The organism is Methylobacterium carpenticola, from assembly GCF_042748905.1.
GTDB lineage: Bacteria > Pseudomonadota > Alphaproteobacteria > Rhizobiales > Beijerinckiaceae > Methylobacterium > Methylobacterium carpenticola.
The window spans coordinates 6,157,067-6,173,210 of sequence record NZ_JBHZEO010000001.1 but is presented as its reverse complement, the minus strand read 5'-3'; the positions used below and the strand labels follow the sequence as shown (position 1 = coordinate 6,173,210).

The window sequence follows — 16,144 nt, the reverse complement described above, 5'->3', positions numbered from 1 at the left end:
GATCCTTAGTATTCGCGGGCGTGCCGCCCGATTGAGGCGGCGCTTTCTTTTTGGTCGTCCTTCAGGGGCGGCCGCGACGGAGACGGAATCGTGACGTCCGCCCTCTTGCCGACCTATGCCAGGGCCAAGGTGTCGTTCGAACGCGGGGAGGGCGCGTGGCTCGTCGCCCGAGACGGGTCGCGATATCTCGACTTCGGCGCCGGCATCGCCGTCAACGCCCTCGGCCACTCCCATCCGCACCTCGTCGCGGCGCTCACCGAGCAGGCGCAGAAGGTCTGGCACGTCTCGAACCTGTTCGAGGTCCCGGAGGCGGAGCGGCTCGCGCAGCGGCTGGTCGACAACACCTTCGCGGACGTCGTGTTCTTCTCGAACTCGGGCGCCGAGGCGAACGAGGCCGCCATCAAGATGGCGCGCAAGTACCACGCCGCCGGCGGGCAGCCGGAGAGGTTCCGGATCGTGACCTTCGAGGGCGCCTTCCACGGGCGCACCCTCGCCACCATCGCGGCGGGCGGGCAGCAGAAGTACATCGAGGGCTTCGGCCCGAAGGTCGAGGGCTTCGACCAGGTGCCGTTCGGCGATCTCGCGGCCCTCAAGGCCGCCATCACGCCCGAGACCGCCGCCCTGATGATCGAGCCGATCCAGGGCGAGGGCGGCCTGCGCGTGGTGTCGCCCGAGTGGCTGCGCACCCTGCGCGCGCTCTGCGACGAGCACGGCCTCCTCCTGATCATGGACGAGGTGCAGACCGGCGTCGGTCGCACCGGCAAGCTGTTCGCGCACGAATGGTCGGGCGTGACGCCCGACATCATGTCGGCGGCCAAGGGCATCGGCGGCGGCTTCCCGATGGGGGCCTGCCTCGCCACGCGCGAGGCGTCCCGCGGGATGGTCGTGGGCAGCCACGGCACCACCTTCGGCGGCAACCCGCTCGCCATGGCGGTCGGCAACGCGGTGCTCGACGTGATCCTGGCGCCGGGCTTCCTCGACACCGTCCGCAAGACCGGCCTGCTGCTCAAGCAGCGGCTCGCCGAGCTGAAGGACCGCCACCCGAACGTGATCGCGGATGTCCGCGGCGAGGGCCTGATGATGGGCCTGCGCTGCGTGGTGCCGAACACGGATTTCGCCGCGGCCGTCCGGGACCAGCACATGATCGTGATTCCCGCCGGCGACAACGTGGTGCGCCTGCTGCCGCCCCTGACCATCGGCGAGGCCGAGGTGGGCGCGGCGCTCGACCGCCTGGATGCCGCCGCCGCCTCCTTTGAAACCGCCCTGCGGGGAGCGGCCGAGTGATGAACGCCCCCATCAAGTCCGGTCCCCGGCACTTCCTCGACCTGACGGACCTCTCGTCCGGGCAGCTGCGCACCGTGCTCGACGCCAGCGCCGAGCTGAAGCGCAACCGCCGCAAGGGCCAGCGGCCGGCCACGCGCCCCCTCGACGGCAAGGTGCTGGCGATGGTGTTCGACCGCCCCTCGACCCGCACCCGCGTCTCCTTCGACGTGGCCATGCGCGAACTCGGCGGCGAGACCCTGATGCTGACCGGCAAGGAGATGCAGCTCGGCCGCGGCGAGACCGTCGCGGATACGGCCCGGGTCCTGTCGCGCTACGTCGACGCGATCATGATCCGCATCCTCGACCACGGCATGATGCTCGAACTCGCCGAGCATGCCGAGGTGCCGGTGATCAACGGCCTCACCAAGATCTCGCATCCCTGCCAGATCATGGCCGACCTCCTCACCTTCGAGGAGCATCGCGGGCCGATCCGCGGACGCACCGTGGCGTGGACGGGCGACGCCAACAACGTGCTCGCCTCCTGGGCGCATGCGGCGGCCCGGTTCGACTTCCGCCTCAACGTCGCGGCCCCGCCGGAACTGGCCGTGAAGCCGGAACTGCTGGCCTGGGCGAAGGCCGAGGGCGCCGAGGTCAACGTCACCACCGACCCGTTCGAGGCGGTGGCGGGGGCCGACGCCGTGGTCACCGATTGCTGGGTCTCGATGGGCGACGAGGACGAGGCGCACCGCCACAACCTCCTGATGCCCTATCAGGTCAACGGCAAGCTGATGGCGGCCGCGGCCAAGGACGCGGTCTTCATGCACTGCCTGCCCGCCCACCGCGGCGAGGAGGTCACCGCCGAGGTGATCGACGGGCCGCAATCGGTGGTCTTCGACGAGGCCGAGAACCGGCTGCACGCCCAGAAGGGCATCCTCGCCTGGTGCCTCGGCGCCGTCGAGGCGTGAAAAGCCGGGTATGGATCCCCATATCGCGGGTCAGGCCGGTCTCTCGACGCGGCGGTTCCATCCTTCGCTGATCCAGGCAGGCTCCCGCCGATCCCCGGCGGGATCCGGCGACCGATCGACGAACCTTGCGCGCTGACGTCGAGCCCGACGCCGGCGCGCCCGGGCTTTCCGCCGGGCTGTCGGCGGAAGCGGAGGCATGGGAGCCGCGCCGCCGGGAGACCATCGATCCGTTCGAGCGAGCCGGCGCGCATCGCCCCGGCCCCGGAGAGGACATGAGCTCCGATACCTCCCCCCATCCCGACCTCGCGGCGGAGGGCCGCGACGACATCGTGCTGCCGTTCTCGGTGGAGCCCCTCGACGTGCGCGGCCGCATCGTGCGGCTCGGACCGGCCGTCGACACGATCCTGCGCCGCCACGGCTATCCGGATCCGGTCGCCCGGGCCCTCGGCGAGGCGGCGGCCCTGACCGTGCTGCTCGGCGCCTCCCTCAAGTTCGAGGGCCGGTTCCAGCTCCAGACCAAGACGGACGGCCCCGTCGACATGGTGGTGGTGGATTTCGAGGCGCCCGACCGCCTGCGCGCCACCGCGCGCTTCGACGCCGAGCGCGTCGCGGCCCTGGGCGCGGGCCGGCAGGGCACGGCCGATCTCCTCGGCAACGGCCATCTCGCCATGACCATCGACCAGGGTTCGGCCCAGAGCCGCTACCAGGGCGTGGTCGCCCTCGACGGCCAGGGCTTCGAGGAGGCGGCCCACCAGTATTTCCGCCAGTCGGAGCAGATCCCGACCCGGGTGCGCCTCGCCGTGGCCGAGCGCCTGGAGGAGGGCCGGCGCAGCTGGCGGGCCGGCGGCCTGCTGGTCCAGTTCCTGCCGCAATCGATCGACCGTGCGCGCGCGGCCGACCTGCCGCCCGGCGACGTGCCGGAGGGCCATGAGCGCCTCGACGACGCGGCGACGTCCGAGGACGATGCCTGGACCGAGGCGAAATCCCTCGTCGCCACCACCGAGGACCACGAACTGGTGGACCCGACCGTGTCGAGCGAGCGGCTGCTCTACCGGCTGTTCCACGAGCGCGGCGTGCGGGTGTTCGAGGGCCAGGGCGTGCACGAGGCCTGCCGCTGCTCGCGCGAGCGGGTGATGACCATGATCCGCCGCTTCTCGGACGAGGACCGGCGCGACATGGTCGGCGAGAACGGCCGCATCGGCATCACCTGCGAATTCTGCTCGCGGCACTACGACCTCGATCCGGCCGAGGTCGAGGCCGAGATCGTGGGCGCCGCCCGGCACTGATACGGTTTCCGGAAGATCACTTTCGGAAACCGTATCACGAGCCCGCGCGGCGCCTGAGCGAGGCCGGTTTCCGCATCGCGAAGCGATCATCCGGAAACCGTATGAGACGACGCGCGACGGACGCGGGAACTTTGCGGAAGCTCGGCCGCTTGTAGGGCGTTTGCTGGCCGGCGACGGCCGGCGCTTCCCGATCCGGAGCCCCCATGTCCCGCCTGTCCCTCGCCGCCGCGATCCTCCTCGCGGGTACGCTCTCCGCCTCCGCGCAAGACACGCCGAGCCCGGCGCCCAACCCGGCGCCGGCTCAGCCCGAGGCCAAGGCCCCGGCGGCCGCCCCGGCCGCGCCCGCGACCCTCGACGACAACCTGCGCCCGACCTTCGTGGCCCAGCAGCCGAACGAGATGGTCGCCTCGAAGCTGATCGGGCTCTCGATCCAGAACCGGGCCAACGAGACCATCGGCTCGGTGGCGGATCTCGTCCTCGACCCCGACCTCTCGGTGAAATCCTACGTGGTCGGGGTCGGCGGCTTCCTCGGCATCGGCACCAAGTACGTGTCGATCGCCCGCAGCGCCGTGCAGCTCGACCGCGTCGACGACAAGACCCTCAAGGCCGTGATCGACACGGACAAGGACCAGCTCCGCGCCGCCCCGGAATACATCTACCTCAGCCAGCAGGATGCCAAGAAGTAGGTCGGCGCCCGGTCGTGACCCTGCGGTACGGCTGCGCCAAGCCGGTTTCGCGAAAGTGATCGCCGGTTCTGCGACGAAAATCGGCGACACACCGGGAACCTGAGCGGACGACGCGCTGGCTTGCCAATGCAAGTCTGCTTAGGCTGCTGCCGCGGAGAAGCGACCATGGCGGCAGAGGGTTCGGTCCGGCAGGCTTTCGCGATCCAGGCGGGCCATTGCGCCCGGCTGGGCTCGCCGTTCACGGCCGCCCTCTGCGGGCTCGTCGCCGAGCGGCTCGACCGCCGCACCGCGGCCGGGCGGCGCATCCTCGACTGGCCCGGCGCGCCGGATGCGGATGCGCTGCCGCTCCGGCTCTGCGGCGCCCTGCACGCCCTGGTGCGCCGCGGGCAGCTGCCCGACCTCGCCGCCCTCTATCCGCCCGCGCCGCTGGCGCCGGAACCGCTCTGGGCGGCCCTGGAGCGGGCGCTGGACGCGGCGGGCCCCGACCTCGATGCCTGGCTCGACGGGCCGCCGCAGACCAACGAGGTCGCCCGCTCCGGCGTGCTGATGCCCGGCCTGATGACCGTCGCGGCCGAGACCGGCGGGCGGCCGATCGTCCTCTGGGAGATCGGCGCCAGCGCCGGCCTCAACCTCATCCTCGACCGCTACGCCTACGACCTCGGCGGGGTCGTGGTCGGCGATGAGGCGGCGGCCGTGCGCCTCGCCCCCGGCTGGACCGGCCCGCCGCCGCCGGCGGCCCGGGTGACGGTGACGTCCCGGCGCGGGGTCGATCTCAGGCCGGTCGACCTGCGCGATCCGGGCCATCGCGAGCGCCTCATGGCCTATATCTGGCCCGACCAGCAGGCCCGACTCGCCCGCATGGAGGCCGCCATGGCCCGCGCGCTGGAGGATCCGCCGGTCCTCGACCGGGGCGACGCCGTTCTCTGGCTCGCCGAGCGCCTGGCCGAGCCGCCGGTTCCCGGCACGGTGCGGGTGGTGCAGCACTCGATCGCCCTGCAATATGTCCCGCCCGAGGGGCAGGCGCGGATCGCCGCATCGCTGGCGGAGGCGGGTGCGCACGCCGATGCGGACACCCCGCTCGCATGGCTCGCCTACGAGTTCGACGGCCGCGAATGCGGGCTGACGCTCACCCTCTGGCCGGACGGCACGCGCCGGCGCCTCGCCACGGCCCATCCGCACGGGCAATGGCTGCGCTGGGGCCCGGAATGATGCCCCTCGATCTCTACCTCGCCTTCCTGGGCGCGAGCCTCGTCCTCGTGCTGATCCCGGGGCCGAACGTCGCCCTCATCGTGGCGAACAGCGTGGCGTACGGCACCCGCCACGGCCTCGCGACGGTGGCGGGCACCAGCGCCGCCATGGTGCTCCAGCTCGGCCTCACCGTGCTCGGCGCCACGACGCTGCTCGCCCTGCTGGCGGGGTGGTTCGCGCTGCTGCGCTGGGTCGGTGCGGCCTACCTCGTCTGGCTCGGCATCCGGGCGTGGCGGGCGCCGCCCGCCGACCTCGCCCGCACGCCTCCGGCGGCGCGCGACGCCGGCCGGATGGTCCTGCGCGGGTTCTTGGTCTCGCTCACCAATCCGAAGACGCTGCTGTTCTACGGCGCCTTCCTGCCGCAATTCCTCGATCCGCGGCGGGAGCCGCTGCCGCAGCTCCTGCTCCTGGCCGGCACGTTCCTGGCCGTGGCCGTCATCGGCGACGGGGCGTGGGCCGTCCTCGCCGGCCGCCTGCGCGGCCTCCTCGGCGCGGGGAGCCGCTGGCGCAGCCGCATCACCGGCGGCGTCCTGATCGGGGCCGGGCTCGGCCTTGCCCTCGCGCGCCGCCCGGCCGGATGATCAGACCGGGTTCCAGCCGGCGGCACATTCGCGGATGAGGTTGCGCAGGAAGGCCTCGCCGGCCTCGAAGGCCGCAACCGTGATGTATTCGTCCGGCTGGTGGGCCTGATCGATGGAGCCGGGGCCGCACACGACGGTGGCGAGACCCGCCCGCTGGAAGCGGCCCGCCTCGGTGGCGTAGGGCACCGAGATGGTGCGGTTGCGGCCCGCGATCCGGAGCGCCAAGCGCTCGGCGGGCGAACCGGGCTCCGGCGCCAGCCCCGGCACGGCGGCGTCCTGCACCGTCTCGATATGCCCGTAGGGACCGAAGCGGTTCAGGCGCTCGCGCGTCACCGTCTCCGCCTGGGCCGCCATGCGGCGCGGAATCTCGTCGAGATCGAGATCCGGCAGGCCGCGGAACTCCCACTCGAAGGCACAGGTCTTGGGCAGGATGTTGCGCACCGTGCCGCCGGAGATCACGCCCGCATGCACCGTGGTGTAGGGCGGGTCGAAGCGGCCGCTCGGATCGCCGCGGGCGATCATCTCGTCGGCGAGGCGGTTGAGTTCCGCCACGAGTTCGGCCGCCGCCATGATCGCGTTCGCGCCCAGCGCGGGCTTGGACGAATGGGCCTCGTGGCCGTGGACGGTGGTCAGGTAGGTGGCGACGCTCTTGTGCGCGTCCGCGACGTCGAGGCTGGTCGGCTCGCCGACGATCACGGCGGCGGGCCGCGGCAGGTCGACGCCGAGCCGGGCGATCACATCCACGACGCCGAGGCAGGTGGTCTCCTCGTCGTAGGAGAGCAGGATGTGGATCGGCGTGCGCAGGTCCGCCGCGAGCATCTCGGGCACCAGGGCGAGGCAGAGGGCGCAGAAGCCCTTCATGTCGACCGCGCCGCGGCCGTAGATCCGCCCGTCCGCCACGCGCAGCCGGAAGGGGTCGCTCGTCCAATCCTGGCCCGCGGGCGAGACCACGTCGGTATGGCCCGACAGCACGACGCCGCCGTCGCGCATCGGCCCGATCGTGGCGAACAGGGCGGCCTTGTCGCCGGTCCGGTTCGGCACCCGCACGAAGGGCACCCCCCAGCCGGCGAGATACGCCTCGACGAAGGCGATGAGCGGGAGGTTCGACTTCTCGCTCTCGGTGTCGAAGGCGACGAGCCGCTCGAGCATGGCGAGCGGCGTCAGGCGGGTGCCGGCTGTCATCATCGGGTTCGGAATGCGGGAGGGAAAGGATGAGGCTGCGCCAGCCTACGCCTCTCCCGCTCCGCCGCCAACGCGCCGGGCGATGCCTTCAGTGCATGACCCGCCGCATGTGCGGCACGTCGAGGGAGAAGGCCGGGATCGCCGCCTCGAAGCTCTCGCCGTCCGCGGTGGCCATGGTGTAGGTGCCCTCCATGGTGCCGTTCGGCGTCGGCAGCGGGCAGCCGCTGGTGTAGCTGAAGGACTCGCCCGGGCCGAGCACCGGCTGCTTGCCCACGACGCCCGCGCCGCGCACCTCCTGCAGGGAGCCGCGCCCATCGACGATGCGCCAGTGCCGCGAGCGCAGCTGCACCTTGTCGTGCCCGTTATTCGTGATCTCCACCGTATAGGCGAAGAAGTAGCGGCTCTCGTCCGGCGAGGATTCCTCCTCCACGAACCGGGGCGTGACGATCACGCTGATGCCGCGGGTCTCGGCCTTGTACATCAGGGAGCCTCCCGGGGGACGCGACCGACCCGGAAACCGGGGCAGCCGCCCAGCCGCGCCGTGGTACGGTCCGCCGTTTCGGCCGTCAATCGGCACGAAATGCGGGTCCCCCTCCGACGCGGGCAGCGGATCCTCCGCGCCCTTCATCGATCGGCAACCCGCGTCGATCACACTGGCCCGAAGGATGGTCGGTCATGGTCCAGTTGCGCGACGGAATTCAATCGGCGGAGAGCATCGCGGCCCTGCATGCGGCGGGCGTGATCCGCACCGAGGCGCCGTTCGCGGACGATCAGGTCCAGCCGGCGAGCCTCGACCTGCGGCTCGGCCGCACGGCCTACCGCGTGCGCGCGAGCTTCCTGCCCGGCCGCACCCGCGACGTCGCCGCCTCGCTCGCCAAGCTCAAGCTGCACGAGATCGACCTGCGCCAGGGCGCGGTGCTGGAGACGGGCTGCGTCTACATCGCCGAATTGCAGGAGGGCCTCGCCCTGCCGCCGGACCTCGCGGCGAGCGCGAACCCCAAGAGCTCGACCGGGCGCATCGACGTCTTCACCCGCGTCATCACCGATCAGGCCCGGGAATTCGACATGGTGGAGCCGGGCTATGCGGGCCCGCTCTTCGCCGAGATCTCGCCGCGCACCTTCCCGGTGCTGGTGCGCACCGGCTCGCGCCTGTCGCAGATCCGCTTCCGCAAGGGTGCCGTACGGCTCGACGACGCGGCGCTCGCGCGCCTGCATGCCGAGGCGCCGCTCGTGAGCGCAGCCGATCCCTCGTTCCAGGGCGGCGTCGCCGTCTCGGTGGACCTCGCCGGCTTCGACGGGCTGATCGGCTACCGCGCCAAGCGCCATACCGGCCTCGTCGACGTAGATCGGCCGAAGACCTACGCGGTGAGCGAGTTCTGGGAGCCCCTGCGGGCGGACGGCTCGGGCACGCTGATCCTCGATCCGGGCCAGTTCTACATCCTGGCCTCGAAGGAGAGCGTGCAGGTGCCGCCGGACTTCGCCGCCGAGATGGTGCCCTTCGATCCCCTGGTCGGCGAGTTCCGGGTGCATTACGCGGGCTTCTTCGATCCCGGCTTCGGCCACGCCGCCGCGGGCGGCAGCGGGTCCCGGGCCGTGCTGGAGGTGCGCTCGCGCGACGTGCCCTTCATGCTGGAGGACGGCCAGATCGTCGGCCGGCTCGTCTACGAGCGCATGGCCGAGCGGCCCGCGGCCCTCTACGGGTCGCAGGCCGGCTCGAACTACCAGGCGCAAGGGCTGAAGCTGTCCAAGCACTTCGTGTGACGATGATCGCCGGAGGGCTGCGAGCCTCCGACGGGACGGCCTCCCTACACCTCCAGCGTGCCCGCCTTGGCCGCCGCGTAGCGCTCCGCGACTTTGTCCCAGTTCACCACGTTCCACCACGCCTTCAGGTAGTCGGGCCGGCGGTTCCGGTAGGTGAGGTAATAGGCGTGCTCCCAGACGTCGTTGCCCATCAGCACCCGCTGGCCTTCCATCAGCGGCGTGTCCTGGTTCGGGCGCGCGGTGAGGGCGAGCTTGCCGTCCTTCGTCACCGTGACGAAGACCCAGCCCGAGCCGAAGACGCGGCCACCCGCGGCGTTGAAATCCTCGCGCAGCTTGGCGATGCCGCCGAGGTCGCGGTCGATCGCGGCCTTCAGCTCGCCGGTCGGGTCGCCGCCCGCCCCGCCCATGATCTGCCAGAACATGGTGTGGTTGGCGTGGCCGCCGCCGTTGTTGCGCACCGCCGTGCGCACGTCCTCCGGCACGGAGCCGAGGCCGGCGAGAAGTTCGGTCAGCGGCTTCTTGGCGAGGTCGCCATGCTTGGCCACGGCGGCATTCAGGTTGTTCACGTAGGCCGCGTGGTGTTTGCCGTGATGGATCTCCATCGTCTCGGCATCGATGTGCGGCTGGTTCTTGGCGGCCGGGTAGGGCAGCGGCGGGAGGGTGAAGGGACCGCCGGGAGCGGTCTGGGCCAGTCCGAGGCGGGGACGAAGCACGGTGGCTCCGGCGAGCATCGCGAGCAGGGCACGGCGGGGAAGCTGGATCATCGGGCCTTCGGTCTCCAGGGATGACGATGCGTAAGCCGGGCATCCTGCGCCGAAATGCTCACCGGCTCGGCGGCGCCAAGGATGCGGGAACACGAGACTCAGCGGAATGACGCGCTTCTGCGGAGAGCGTGGCGGTGGAGGAGGGGAGCGGGATCATCCGGCCGCAGCCGCGTCGAGCAGCCAGACCAGTTCGCCCGCCGCCCGCACGCGGCCGGCGGGGAGATCCTCCCCCGCGGCGATCCGCGTGAGCGGATCGCGCTTGCCCGCGCCCGAGACGAGGAAGAGGGAGAGGCGCGAGGAGGCGAGGGCCGGCAGGGTGAGGCTCACCCGCGGCACGAAGGGGGCGAGGCCCGCCTCCGGCACGCCCACCACCCAGCGATCCGTCACCGTGACCGCGGGCTTGCCCGGGAACAGGGAGGCGGTGTGGCCATCCTCGCCGAGCCCGAGCAGCACGAGGTCGAAGAGCGGCCGGCCCGGGTCGAGCGTCGCACCGCCGTGGAAGGATTGCAGTTCGGCCGCGTAGGAAGCGGCCGCCCTGTCCGGATCGGGCCCGGTCGGGATCGGGTGCAGGTGCCCCGCCGGGACGGGCGTGTCGGACCCGAACGCCGCCTCCACCATGCGCCGGTTGCTGCCGGCCTCGGGCGAATCCCCGACGCGCTCGTCGCCGAAGAACCAGTGGATCCGCTCCCAGGGCAGCCGACCGCGGAATTCCGGCCCCGCGAGCAGCGCGTAGAGCCGCTTCGGCGTCGATCCGCCCGACAGGGCGACCGCGCAGCGATCGGTGCCCGCGGCGAGGGCGGCCAGCCGCTCGGCCGCCGCGCGGGCGACCGCATCGGCGTCGGGCAGCACGATGCCGCCGGGGGGCAGGGCCGTCATCTCAGTGCCCCTCGAGCGGACGCCACGCCCGCCCGTCGCGGGCGAGCAGATCCTCCGCCTCGCGCGGGCCGGCGCTCCCCGCCTCGTAGAGGGCGGGCTCGCGATCGGCAGCATCGATGATCGGCTGCACGATGCGCCAGCCCTCCTCGATCGTGTCGGCGCGCTGGAACAGGGTCGGATCGCCGATCATCGCGTCGTAGATCAGGGTCTCGTAGCCGGTGCTCGCCTCGATCTTGAAGAAGTCCCGGTAGCAGAAGCGCATCTCCACCGTGTGGAGCCGCACGGCCGGCCCCGGCACCTTGGCGCCGAATTGCAGGGAGATGCCCTCGTCGGGCTGGAGCTGGAGGACGAGCCAGTTCTCGACCGCCTCCTCCACGTCGGTGCCGCGGAACAGGGTCAGCGGCGCCTGCTTGAAGCGGATCGCGATCTCGGTGTCGCGGCGGGTCATCGCCTTGCCGGTGCGCAGGTAGAACGGCACCCCCGCCCAGCGCCAGTTGTCGATCCCGAGGGTGAGCGCCACGAAGGTCTCGGTGCGGCTGTCTCGGGCGACATCCGGCTCGCGCCGGTACTCGGTCACGTCCCGGCCCTCCACCCGGCCGGCCGCGTATTGGCCGCGCACCGCCGCCTCCGGTGAGGCGGAGCGGGTGGCGAGCAGCACCTCCTGCTTCTTGTCGCGCACCGCCTCCGACGCGAAGGAGATCGGCGGCTCCATCGCCACCAGCGTGAAGAGCTGGAACAGGTGGTTGGGGACCATGTCGCGCAGCGCGCCGGTCGCCTCGTAGAAGCGCCCGCGGCCCTCGACCCCCACCGTCTCCGCCACCGTGATCTGCACGTGGTCGATGTGGTCGCGGTTCCAGAGCGGCTCGAACATGCCGTTGCCGAACCGGAAGGTCAGGATGTTCTGCACCGTCTCCTTGCCGAGGAAATGGTCGATGCGGAAGATCTGGCCCTCGGACAGCACCGAGAGGATCTCGCGGTCGAGCGCCTCGGCCGATTGGAGGTCGTGGCCGAAGGGCTTCTCGATGATCACCCGCCGGAAGGCCCCCTCCGGCTCGGCCGTCAGCCCGGCCTCGCCGAGGCGCTTCACCGTCGGCCCGAACAGGGCGGCGGCCACCGCGAGGTAGAACAGCACGCTGCCGCCCTCCGGGGCCGCCGAGACCTCGGCGATATGCGCCTTCAGCCGCGCGAAGGTCCCCGCATCCGCGAGGTCGCCCGACAGGTAGGTCACCCGGGAGACGAGCCCGTCCCAGATCGCCGGGTCGAACTCCCCGCCGCCGGCCTCGCCGCCCTTGGCGGTGATGAAGCCGCGCACCGTCTCGGCGAGGTCGGCCCGGTACGCCTCGGAGGACATCTCGCTGCGGCTGACGCCGACGACGTGAAAATCCTCCGGCAGCAGCGTCCAGCGCGCGAGGTTGTAGAGGGCCGGCATCAGGAGCCGGTGCGTGAGGTCGCCCGTCGCCCCGAAGATCACGAGGGTGCAGGCGGGGGCGGGCGGGGCGCTGGTGCGGCCGGTCTTCTCGGTCATCGGACGCCTCCCGCTACTTCGGTTCCTGGTGGCCGCCGAAGCCCTTGCGCATCGCCGAGAGCAGCTTGTCCGCGAAGGAGGCCGATTCCCGCGAGCGGAAGCGCGCGTAGAGCGCCGCCGAGAGCACGGTGGCCGGCACCGCCTCCTCGATCGCCGCGTTGAGGGTCCAGCGGCCCTCGCCCGAATCGGCGACGTGGCCGGAGAAGGCGTCGAGATGCTCGTCCCCGGCGAGCGCCGCCGCCGTCAGGTCGAGGAGCCAGGACGACACGACGCTGCCGCGCCGCCACACCTCCGCGATGTCGCCGAGATCGAGGTCGAAGCGCTGCGCCTCCGGCAAGTCCGGCGAGTTCGCATGCCGCAGGATGTCGAAGCCCTCGGCATAGGCCTGCATCAGGCCGTACTCGATGCCGTTGTGGATCATCTTGACGAAGTGGCCGGCCCCGCTGGGCCCCGCATGGATGTAGCCCTGCTCGGCCCGGGGGTCACGGCCCTCGCGGCCGGGGGTGCGCGGCACCTCGCCGAGGCCCGGCGCCAGGGTGGCGAAGATCGGGTCGAGGCGGTCGACCGCCTGCTTGTCGCCGCCGATCATCATGCAATAGCCGCGATCGAGGCCCCACACCCCGCCCGAGGTGCCGACATCGACGTAGTGCAGGCCCTTCTCGCGCAGGGCGGCGGCCCGCCGGATGTCGTCCTTGTAGAAGGAGTTGCCGCCGTCGATGATGGTGTCGTCCGCCTGCATCAGGGCGGCGAGGCGGTCGACCGTGTCCTCGGTGGGCGCGCCCGCCGGCAGCATCACCCAGGCGGCGCGGGGCCCTTCGAGCTTGGCGACGACGTCCTCCAGGCTGGTGGCTCCGGTCGCGCCGGCCTCCACCAGGGCCGCGACCGCCTCGGGGCTGCGGTCGTAGACCACCGCCGTATGGCCGGCGCGGAGCAGGCGCCGCACGATGTTGCCGCCCATCCGCCCCAGACCGACCATGCCGAGCTGCATCGCGACCTCCGTGGTTCGCGGGGCCTGACGCCCCGCAGGCGGGGCTCAGCCCCGCACCCCGGCAGGGCCGAGGCGGCCCTGCCCCCGCCTTCAGTTAGGTCAGCGTTCGGCGGAGGCGATCGAGACCCGACGACAGATCACCCTTGATGTGGACGCGCAGCGCCCGCCGCCCGCGCTCCGACAGCACCCCGAAATCGCCGCGGGCCTGCGCGGCGATCACCGTGCCGAAGCTGATCGTACGGCCGGGGATCGGCAGATCCTGCGCCGGCTGGGCGGTGATCTGGAGGAAGACGCCGCTGTCGGGCCCGCCCTTGTAGGCCTGCCCCGTGGAATGCAGGAAGCGCGGCCCGAACTCGACGCAGGTCGCCACCCGCTTGGCGTCCCGCAAGGCCAGCCGGGCGGCCTGGAGCGGAGCGAGGTGGTCGGCGTTGCGCTCCACATAGGCGAGGAGCGCCGCGTAGTCGCCGGTGCCGATCCGGCCGATCTGGGCCCGGATCCAGCTCTCCGGATCGCCGCCCGCCCCGGCTTGGCGCAGGGCCTCCGCGTTGGCGGGATCGGTGTAGAGGGCGAAGAGGTCGTCCTCCGCCACCGGCGTCTCGGCGGGAAGCGCCCCGTCGCGCTCGGCCGCCGCCGTCAGCTCCCGCGTCTTGATCTTGCTCGCCTCGACGTCGGGCTGGTCGAACGGGTTGATGCCGAGCACCGCCCCCGCCACCGCCGTGGCGATCTCGAAGCGGAAGAATTCCTGCGGCAGCCCCTCGCGGGAGGCCAGCGTGATCCGGGCCACCGGGTGCCCGGCCGCTTCCAGAGCCTCGATGCCCGCGTCCTGGGCCGCGTCCGCCTCGTTCTCCAGGCGCAGATAGACGAAGAAGCGGTCGGCGCCGTAGACCTCCGGCGCGCCGAGCGGCTCGCCGTCGATCGGGATCAGGCCCTTGCCCTCCTTGCCGGTCGATTCGGCGACGAGCTGCTCGACCCAGGCCCCGAAGGTGGCGACGCCCGGCGAGGCGACGAGCGTGACCTTGTCGCGGCCCCCGGCGGTGGCGGCGACGCCGAGGGCGAGGCCGAGCTGCACGCCGGGATTGAGCGCGGGCGGCACGTCCGACCCGCAGGAGCGCACCATCCGCCGCGCCTCCTCCAGGAAGGCCGCGACGTCGATGCCGCTCGCCGCCGCGGGCACCAGCCCGAAGGCCGAGAGCACCGAGTAGCGCCCGCCGATCTCCGGCACCCCGTAGAAGATGCGCCGGAACCCGTCGCCGAGCGCGGCCTTCTCCATCGCCGAGCCCGGGTCGGTCACCGCCACGAAGTGCCGGCCGGCCTTGTCGGCCCCCACGACCGCGCGCATGCGGGCGAGGAAGTAGTCGCGGAACACGTTGGGCTCGAGGGTCGAGCCGGACTTGGAGGCGACGATGAACAGGGTGCGCGGCAGGTCCACGGCCGCCTCGACCGCCCGCACCTCGGCCGGATCGGTCGAATCGAGGATGCGCAGGCGCGGGAAGCCGGAGCGCGGCCCGTAGGTCTCGGCCAGCACCTCCGGCCCGAGGCTGGAACCGCCCATGCCGAGCACCACCGCGTCGGTGAAGCCCTCGGCGCGGATCTCCTCCGCGAAGGTCGCGTAGTCGCCGGCCTTGGCGAATTGCTGGTCCACGATGTCGAGCCAGCCGAGCCAGCGCGCCTCGTCGGCTCCGGTCCAGACCGCGGCGTCCTTCTGCCAGAGCCGGCGCACCAGCCCCTTGGCCCGCCACGCTTCGGCCGCGGCCTCCGCCGGCTCCTTGAGGGCGCCGAGGGCCAGGTCCTGCCGGTTCAGCCGCTCGCCCAGGACCTGCGCGCGCTTGCCCGCCACCGCGCCGAGGAGCTTGTCGGCGGCGTCGACGAAGAGCTGCACGCCCTCGCGCACCAGATCCCGGGCGACCGCGTCGAGGTCGATCCCGGTCCGCGCGAGCTGCGCGAGAACCCGCTCGGCCTCGCCGACATCCTCCTCCAGGCTCGCCCGCACCCGGCCGTGATCGCGGAACGCGTCCATGGTGGAGGGCGGGATGGTGTTGACGGTATCGGGGCCGATCAGCTCCTCGACGTAGAGGACGTCCGAATAGGCCTTGTTCTTGGTGCCGGTGGAGGCCCAGAGCAGGCGCTGCGGATGCGCGCCCTTGGCCGCCAACGCCTCCCAGCGGGGGCCGGCGAACAGGCGCTTGTAGCGCTGATAGGCGAGCTTGGCGTTGGCGATGGCGACCTTGCCCTTCAGGGCTTCGAGAGGGGCCTTCTCCGCCGCGCCGGCCTTGGCGATCAGCGCGTCGAGCGCGGCATCGACGTTCGCGTCGATGCGGCTGACGAAGAAGCTCGCCACGCTCGCGACCCGCTCCACCGGTCCGCCCTTGGCGGCCAGCTCCTCCAGGCCGCCGATATAGGCGTTCGCCACCTCCTCGTAGACGTCCTGCGCGAACAGCAGGGTGATGTTGACGTTGATGCCTTCGGCGGTGAGCGCCCGGATCGCCGGCAGCCCCTCGGGAGTGGCCGGCACCTTGACCATCAGGTTGTCGCGGGAGACGGCGGCCCAGAGGCGGCGGGCCTCGGCCAGGGTCTCCTCGGTGTTCATGGCGAGGTAGGGCGAGACTTCGAGGCTCACGAAGCCGTCCTGGCCGCCGCTCGCGTCGTAGACCGGCCGCAGGACGTCGGCGGCGGCCTGGATGTCCGCGATGGCGAGCCCCTCGTAGAGGTCGATCACCCGCGCATCGCCGGCTTGGCGCAGGGCGTCGTCGTACTCGTCCGAATGGCCGATCGCCTTCTCGAAGATCGCCGGGTTCGAGGTGACGCCGCGCAGCCCGTCCTCCACCACCAAGCGTTTCAGGTCGCCCTTGGCGACGAAGCCGCGTGCCACGAAATCGAGCCACACGGCCTGCCCCTGTTCCGCGTGCAGCGCCTTGAGCGGATTCATGCCGGCCTCCTTGAGGGTGTCCCGCCGGAATGTGGCGAACCGGACGCCGCTGTCCAGAGGAAGAAGCGCGTACCGCGGTGGATCATGCGCTCC

Annotated in this window: 14 protein-coding genes; 7 read left to right on the top strand and 7 right to left on the bottom strand. The window is 72.1% G+C overall.

What is annotated here, in order from left to right:
* Window positions 1–90 precede the first annotated feature (90 nt).
* The 6 genes from ACE101_RS28595 to ACE101_RS28570 all read left to right on the top strand — a co-directional run bounded on the left by ACE101_RS28595 (window position 91) and on the right by ACE101_RS28570 (window position 6,029).
* Window positions 91–1,284: an aspartate aminotransferase family protein gene (locus ACE101_RS28595; RefSeq protein WP_379137108.1), complete on the top strand. Its 1,194-nt coding sequence runs from the start codon at window positions 91–93 to the stop codon at window positions 1,282–1,284.
* The gene (argF, locus tag ACE101_RS28590; RefSeq protein WP_379137105.1) at window positions 1,284–2,228 is read left to right on the top strand and encodes an ornithine carbamoyltransferase; all 945 of its coding nucleotides are present in this window, start codon (window positions 1,284–1,286) and stop codon (window positions 2,226–2,228) included. The genes ACE101_RS28595 and argF overlap by 1 nt, the downstream gene beginning before the upstream one ends.
* Window positions 2,229–2,500: 272 nt before the next feature.
* Window positions 2,501–3,514 (top strand): Hsp33 family molecular chaperone, encoded by a 1,014-nt coding sequence (locus tag ACE101_RS28585; protein WP_379137103.1) that lies wholly within the window; start codon window positions 2,501–2,503, stop codon window positions 3,512–3,514.
* 203 nt (window positions 3,515–3,717) lie between these two features.
* Complete coding sequence (locus ACE101_RS28580; RefSeq protein ID WP_379137101.1) at window positions 3,718–4,200, top strand: PRC-barrel domain-containing protein; 483 nt, start codon at window positions 3,718–3,720, stop codon at window positions 4,198–4,200.
* A 165-nt stretch (window positions 4,201–4,365) separates the two neighbouring features.
* Window positions 4,366–5,409 carry a DUF2332 domain-containing protein gene (locus ACE101_RS28575; RefSeq protein ID WP_379137100.1) on the top strand — a complete coding sequence of 348 codons (1,044 nt, stop codon included), beginning with the start codon at window positions 4,366–4,368 and terminating at the stop codon, window positions 5,407–5,409.
* Complete coding sequence (locus ACE101_RS28570; RefSeq protein ID WP_379137098.1) at window positions 5,406–6,029, top strand: LysE family translocator; 624 nt, start codon at window positions 5,406–5,408, stop codon at window positions 6,027–6,029. The genes ACE101_RS28575 and ACE101_RS28570 overlap by 4 nt, the downstream gene beginning before the upstream one ends.
* Here the strand turns inward: ACE101_RS28570 and argE are convergent, their stop codons facing one another.
* Window positions 6,030–7,214, bottom strand: a complete 1,185-nt coding sequence (gene argE / locus ACE101_RS28565) for an acetylornithine deacetylase (protein ID WP_379137095.1) — start codon at window positions 7,212–7,214, stop codon at window positions 6,030–6,032.
* Between the two features lie 85 nt (window positions 7,215–7,299).
* Window positions 7,300–7,692 carry a Co2+/Mg2+ efflux facilitator ApaG/CorD gene (gene apaG / locus ACE101_RS28560; protein WP_379137092.1) on the bottom strand — a complete coding sequence of 131 codons (393 nt, stop codon included), beginning with the start codon at window positions 7,690–7,692 and terminating at the stop codon, window positions 7,300–7,302.
* 194 nt (window positions 7,693–7,886) lie between these two features.
* On the opposite strand from apaG, the gene ACE101_RS28555 reads away from it, so the two are divergent.
* On the top strand, window positions 7,887–8,972 hold the full coding sequence (locus ACE101_RS28555; RefSeq protein WP_379137090.1) for a 2'-deoxycytidine 5'-triphosphate deaminase: 1,086 nt from the start codon (window positions 7,887–7,889) through the stop codon (window positions 8,970–8,972).
* Between the two features lie 44 nt (window positions 8,973–9,016).
* Here the strand turns inward: ACE101_RS28555 and ACE101_RS28550 are convergent, their stop codons facing one another.
* The 5 genes from ACE101_RS28550 to ACE101_RS28530 form a co-directional block, all read right to left on the bottom strand.
* Complete coding sequence (locus ACE101_RS28550) at window positions 9,017–9,736, bottom strand: superoxide dismutase (protein WP_379137087.1); 720 nt, start codon at window positions 9,734–9,736, stop codon at window positions 9,017–9,019.
* A gap of 153 nt (window positions 9,737–9,889) precedes the next feature.
* Window positions 9,890–10,612, bottom strand: a complete 723-nt coding sequence (pgl, locus tag ACE101_RS28545) for a 6-phosphogluconolactonase (RefSeq protein ID WP_379137084.1) — start codon at window positions 10,610–10,612, stop codon at window positions 9,890–9,892.
* Between the two features lies 1 nt (window position 10,613).
* Entirely contained in the window at window positions 10,614–12,137 is a 1,524-nt protein-coding gene (zwf, locus tag ACE101_RS28540) for a glucose-6-phosphate dehydrogenase (RefSeq protein ID WP_379137082.1), read from the bottom strand.
* Between the two features lie 13 nt (window positions 12,138–12,150).
* Window positions 12,151–13,125, bottom strand: a complete 975-nt coding sequence (gnd, locus tag ACE101_RS28535) for a phosphogluconate dehydrogenase (NAD(+)-dependent, decarboxylating) (RefSeq protein WP_379137079.1) — start codon at window positions 13,123–13,125, stop codon at window positions 12,151–12,153.
* 94 nt (window positions 13,126–13,219) lie between these two features.
* Complete coding sequence (locus ACE101_RS28530; RefSeq protein ID WP_379137077.1) at window positions 13,220–16,051, bottom strand: bifunctional transaldolase/phosoglucose isomerase; 2,832 nt, start codon at window positions 16,049–16,051, stop codon at window positions 13,220–13,222.
* Between the last annotated feature and the right edge of the window lie 93 nt (window positions 16,052–16,144).

What these genes read in the sequence shown, in the direction of transcription:
- ACE101_RS28555 (WP_379137090.1), top strand. Translation starts at nt 7,887, where the DNA reads ATGGTCCAGTTGCGCGACGGAATTCAATCGGCGGAGAGCATCGCGGCC.
- ACE101_RS28530 (WP_379137077.1), bottom strand. Translation starts at nt 16,051, where the DNA reads ATGAATCCGCTCAAGGCGCTGCACGCGGAACAGGGGCAGGCCGTGTGG.
- gnd (WP_379137079.1), bottom strand. Translation starts at nt 13,125, where the DNA reads ATGCAGCTCGGCATGGTCGGTCTGGGGCGGATGGGCGGCAACATCGTG.
- ACE101_RS28575 (WP_379137100.1), top strand. Translation starts at nt 4,366, where the DNA reads ATGGCGGCAGAGGGTTCGGTCCGGCAGGCTTTCGCGATCCAGGCGGGC.
- apaG (WP_379137092.1), bottom strand. Translation starts at nt 7,692, where the DNA reads ATGTACAAGGCCGAGACCCGCGGCATCAGCGTGATCGTCACGCCCCGG.
- ACE101_RS28550 (WP_379137087.1), bottom strand. Translation starts at nt 9,736, where the DNA reads ATGATCCAGCTTCCCCGCCGTGCCCTGCTCGCGATGCTCGCCGGAGCC.
- ACE101_RS28580 (WP_379137101.1), top strand. Translation starts at nt 3,718, where the DNA reads ATGTCCCGCCTGTCCCTCGCCGCCGCGATCCTCCTCGCGGGTACGCTC.
- ACE101_RS28585 (WP_379137103.1), top strand. Translation starts at nt 2,501, where the DNA reads ATGAGCTCCGATACCTCCCCCCATCCCGACCTCGCGGCGGAGGGCCGC.
- ACE101_RS28570 (WP_379137098.1), top strand. Translation starts at nt 5,406, where the DNA reads ATGATGCCCCTCGATCTCTACCTCGCCTTCCTGGGCGCGAGCCTCGTC.
- pgl (WP_379137084.1), bottom strand. Translation starts at nt 10,612, where the DNA reads ATGACGGCCCTGCCCCCCGGCGGCATCGTGCTGCCCGACGCCGATGCG.
- argF (WP_379137105.1), top strand. Translation starts at nt 1,284, where the DNA reads ATGAACGCCCCCATCAAGTCCGGTCCCCGGCACTTCCTCGACCTGACG.
- zwf (WP_379137082.1), bottom strand. Translation starts at nt 12,137, where the DNA reads ATGACCGAGAAGACCGGCCGCACCAGCGCCCCGCCCGCCCCCGCCTGC.
- argE (WP_379137095.1), bottom strand. Translation starts at nt 7,214, where the DNA reads ATGATGACAGCCGGCACCCGCCTGACGCCGCTCGCCATGCTCGAGCGG.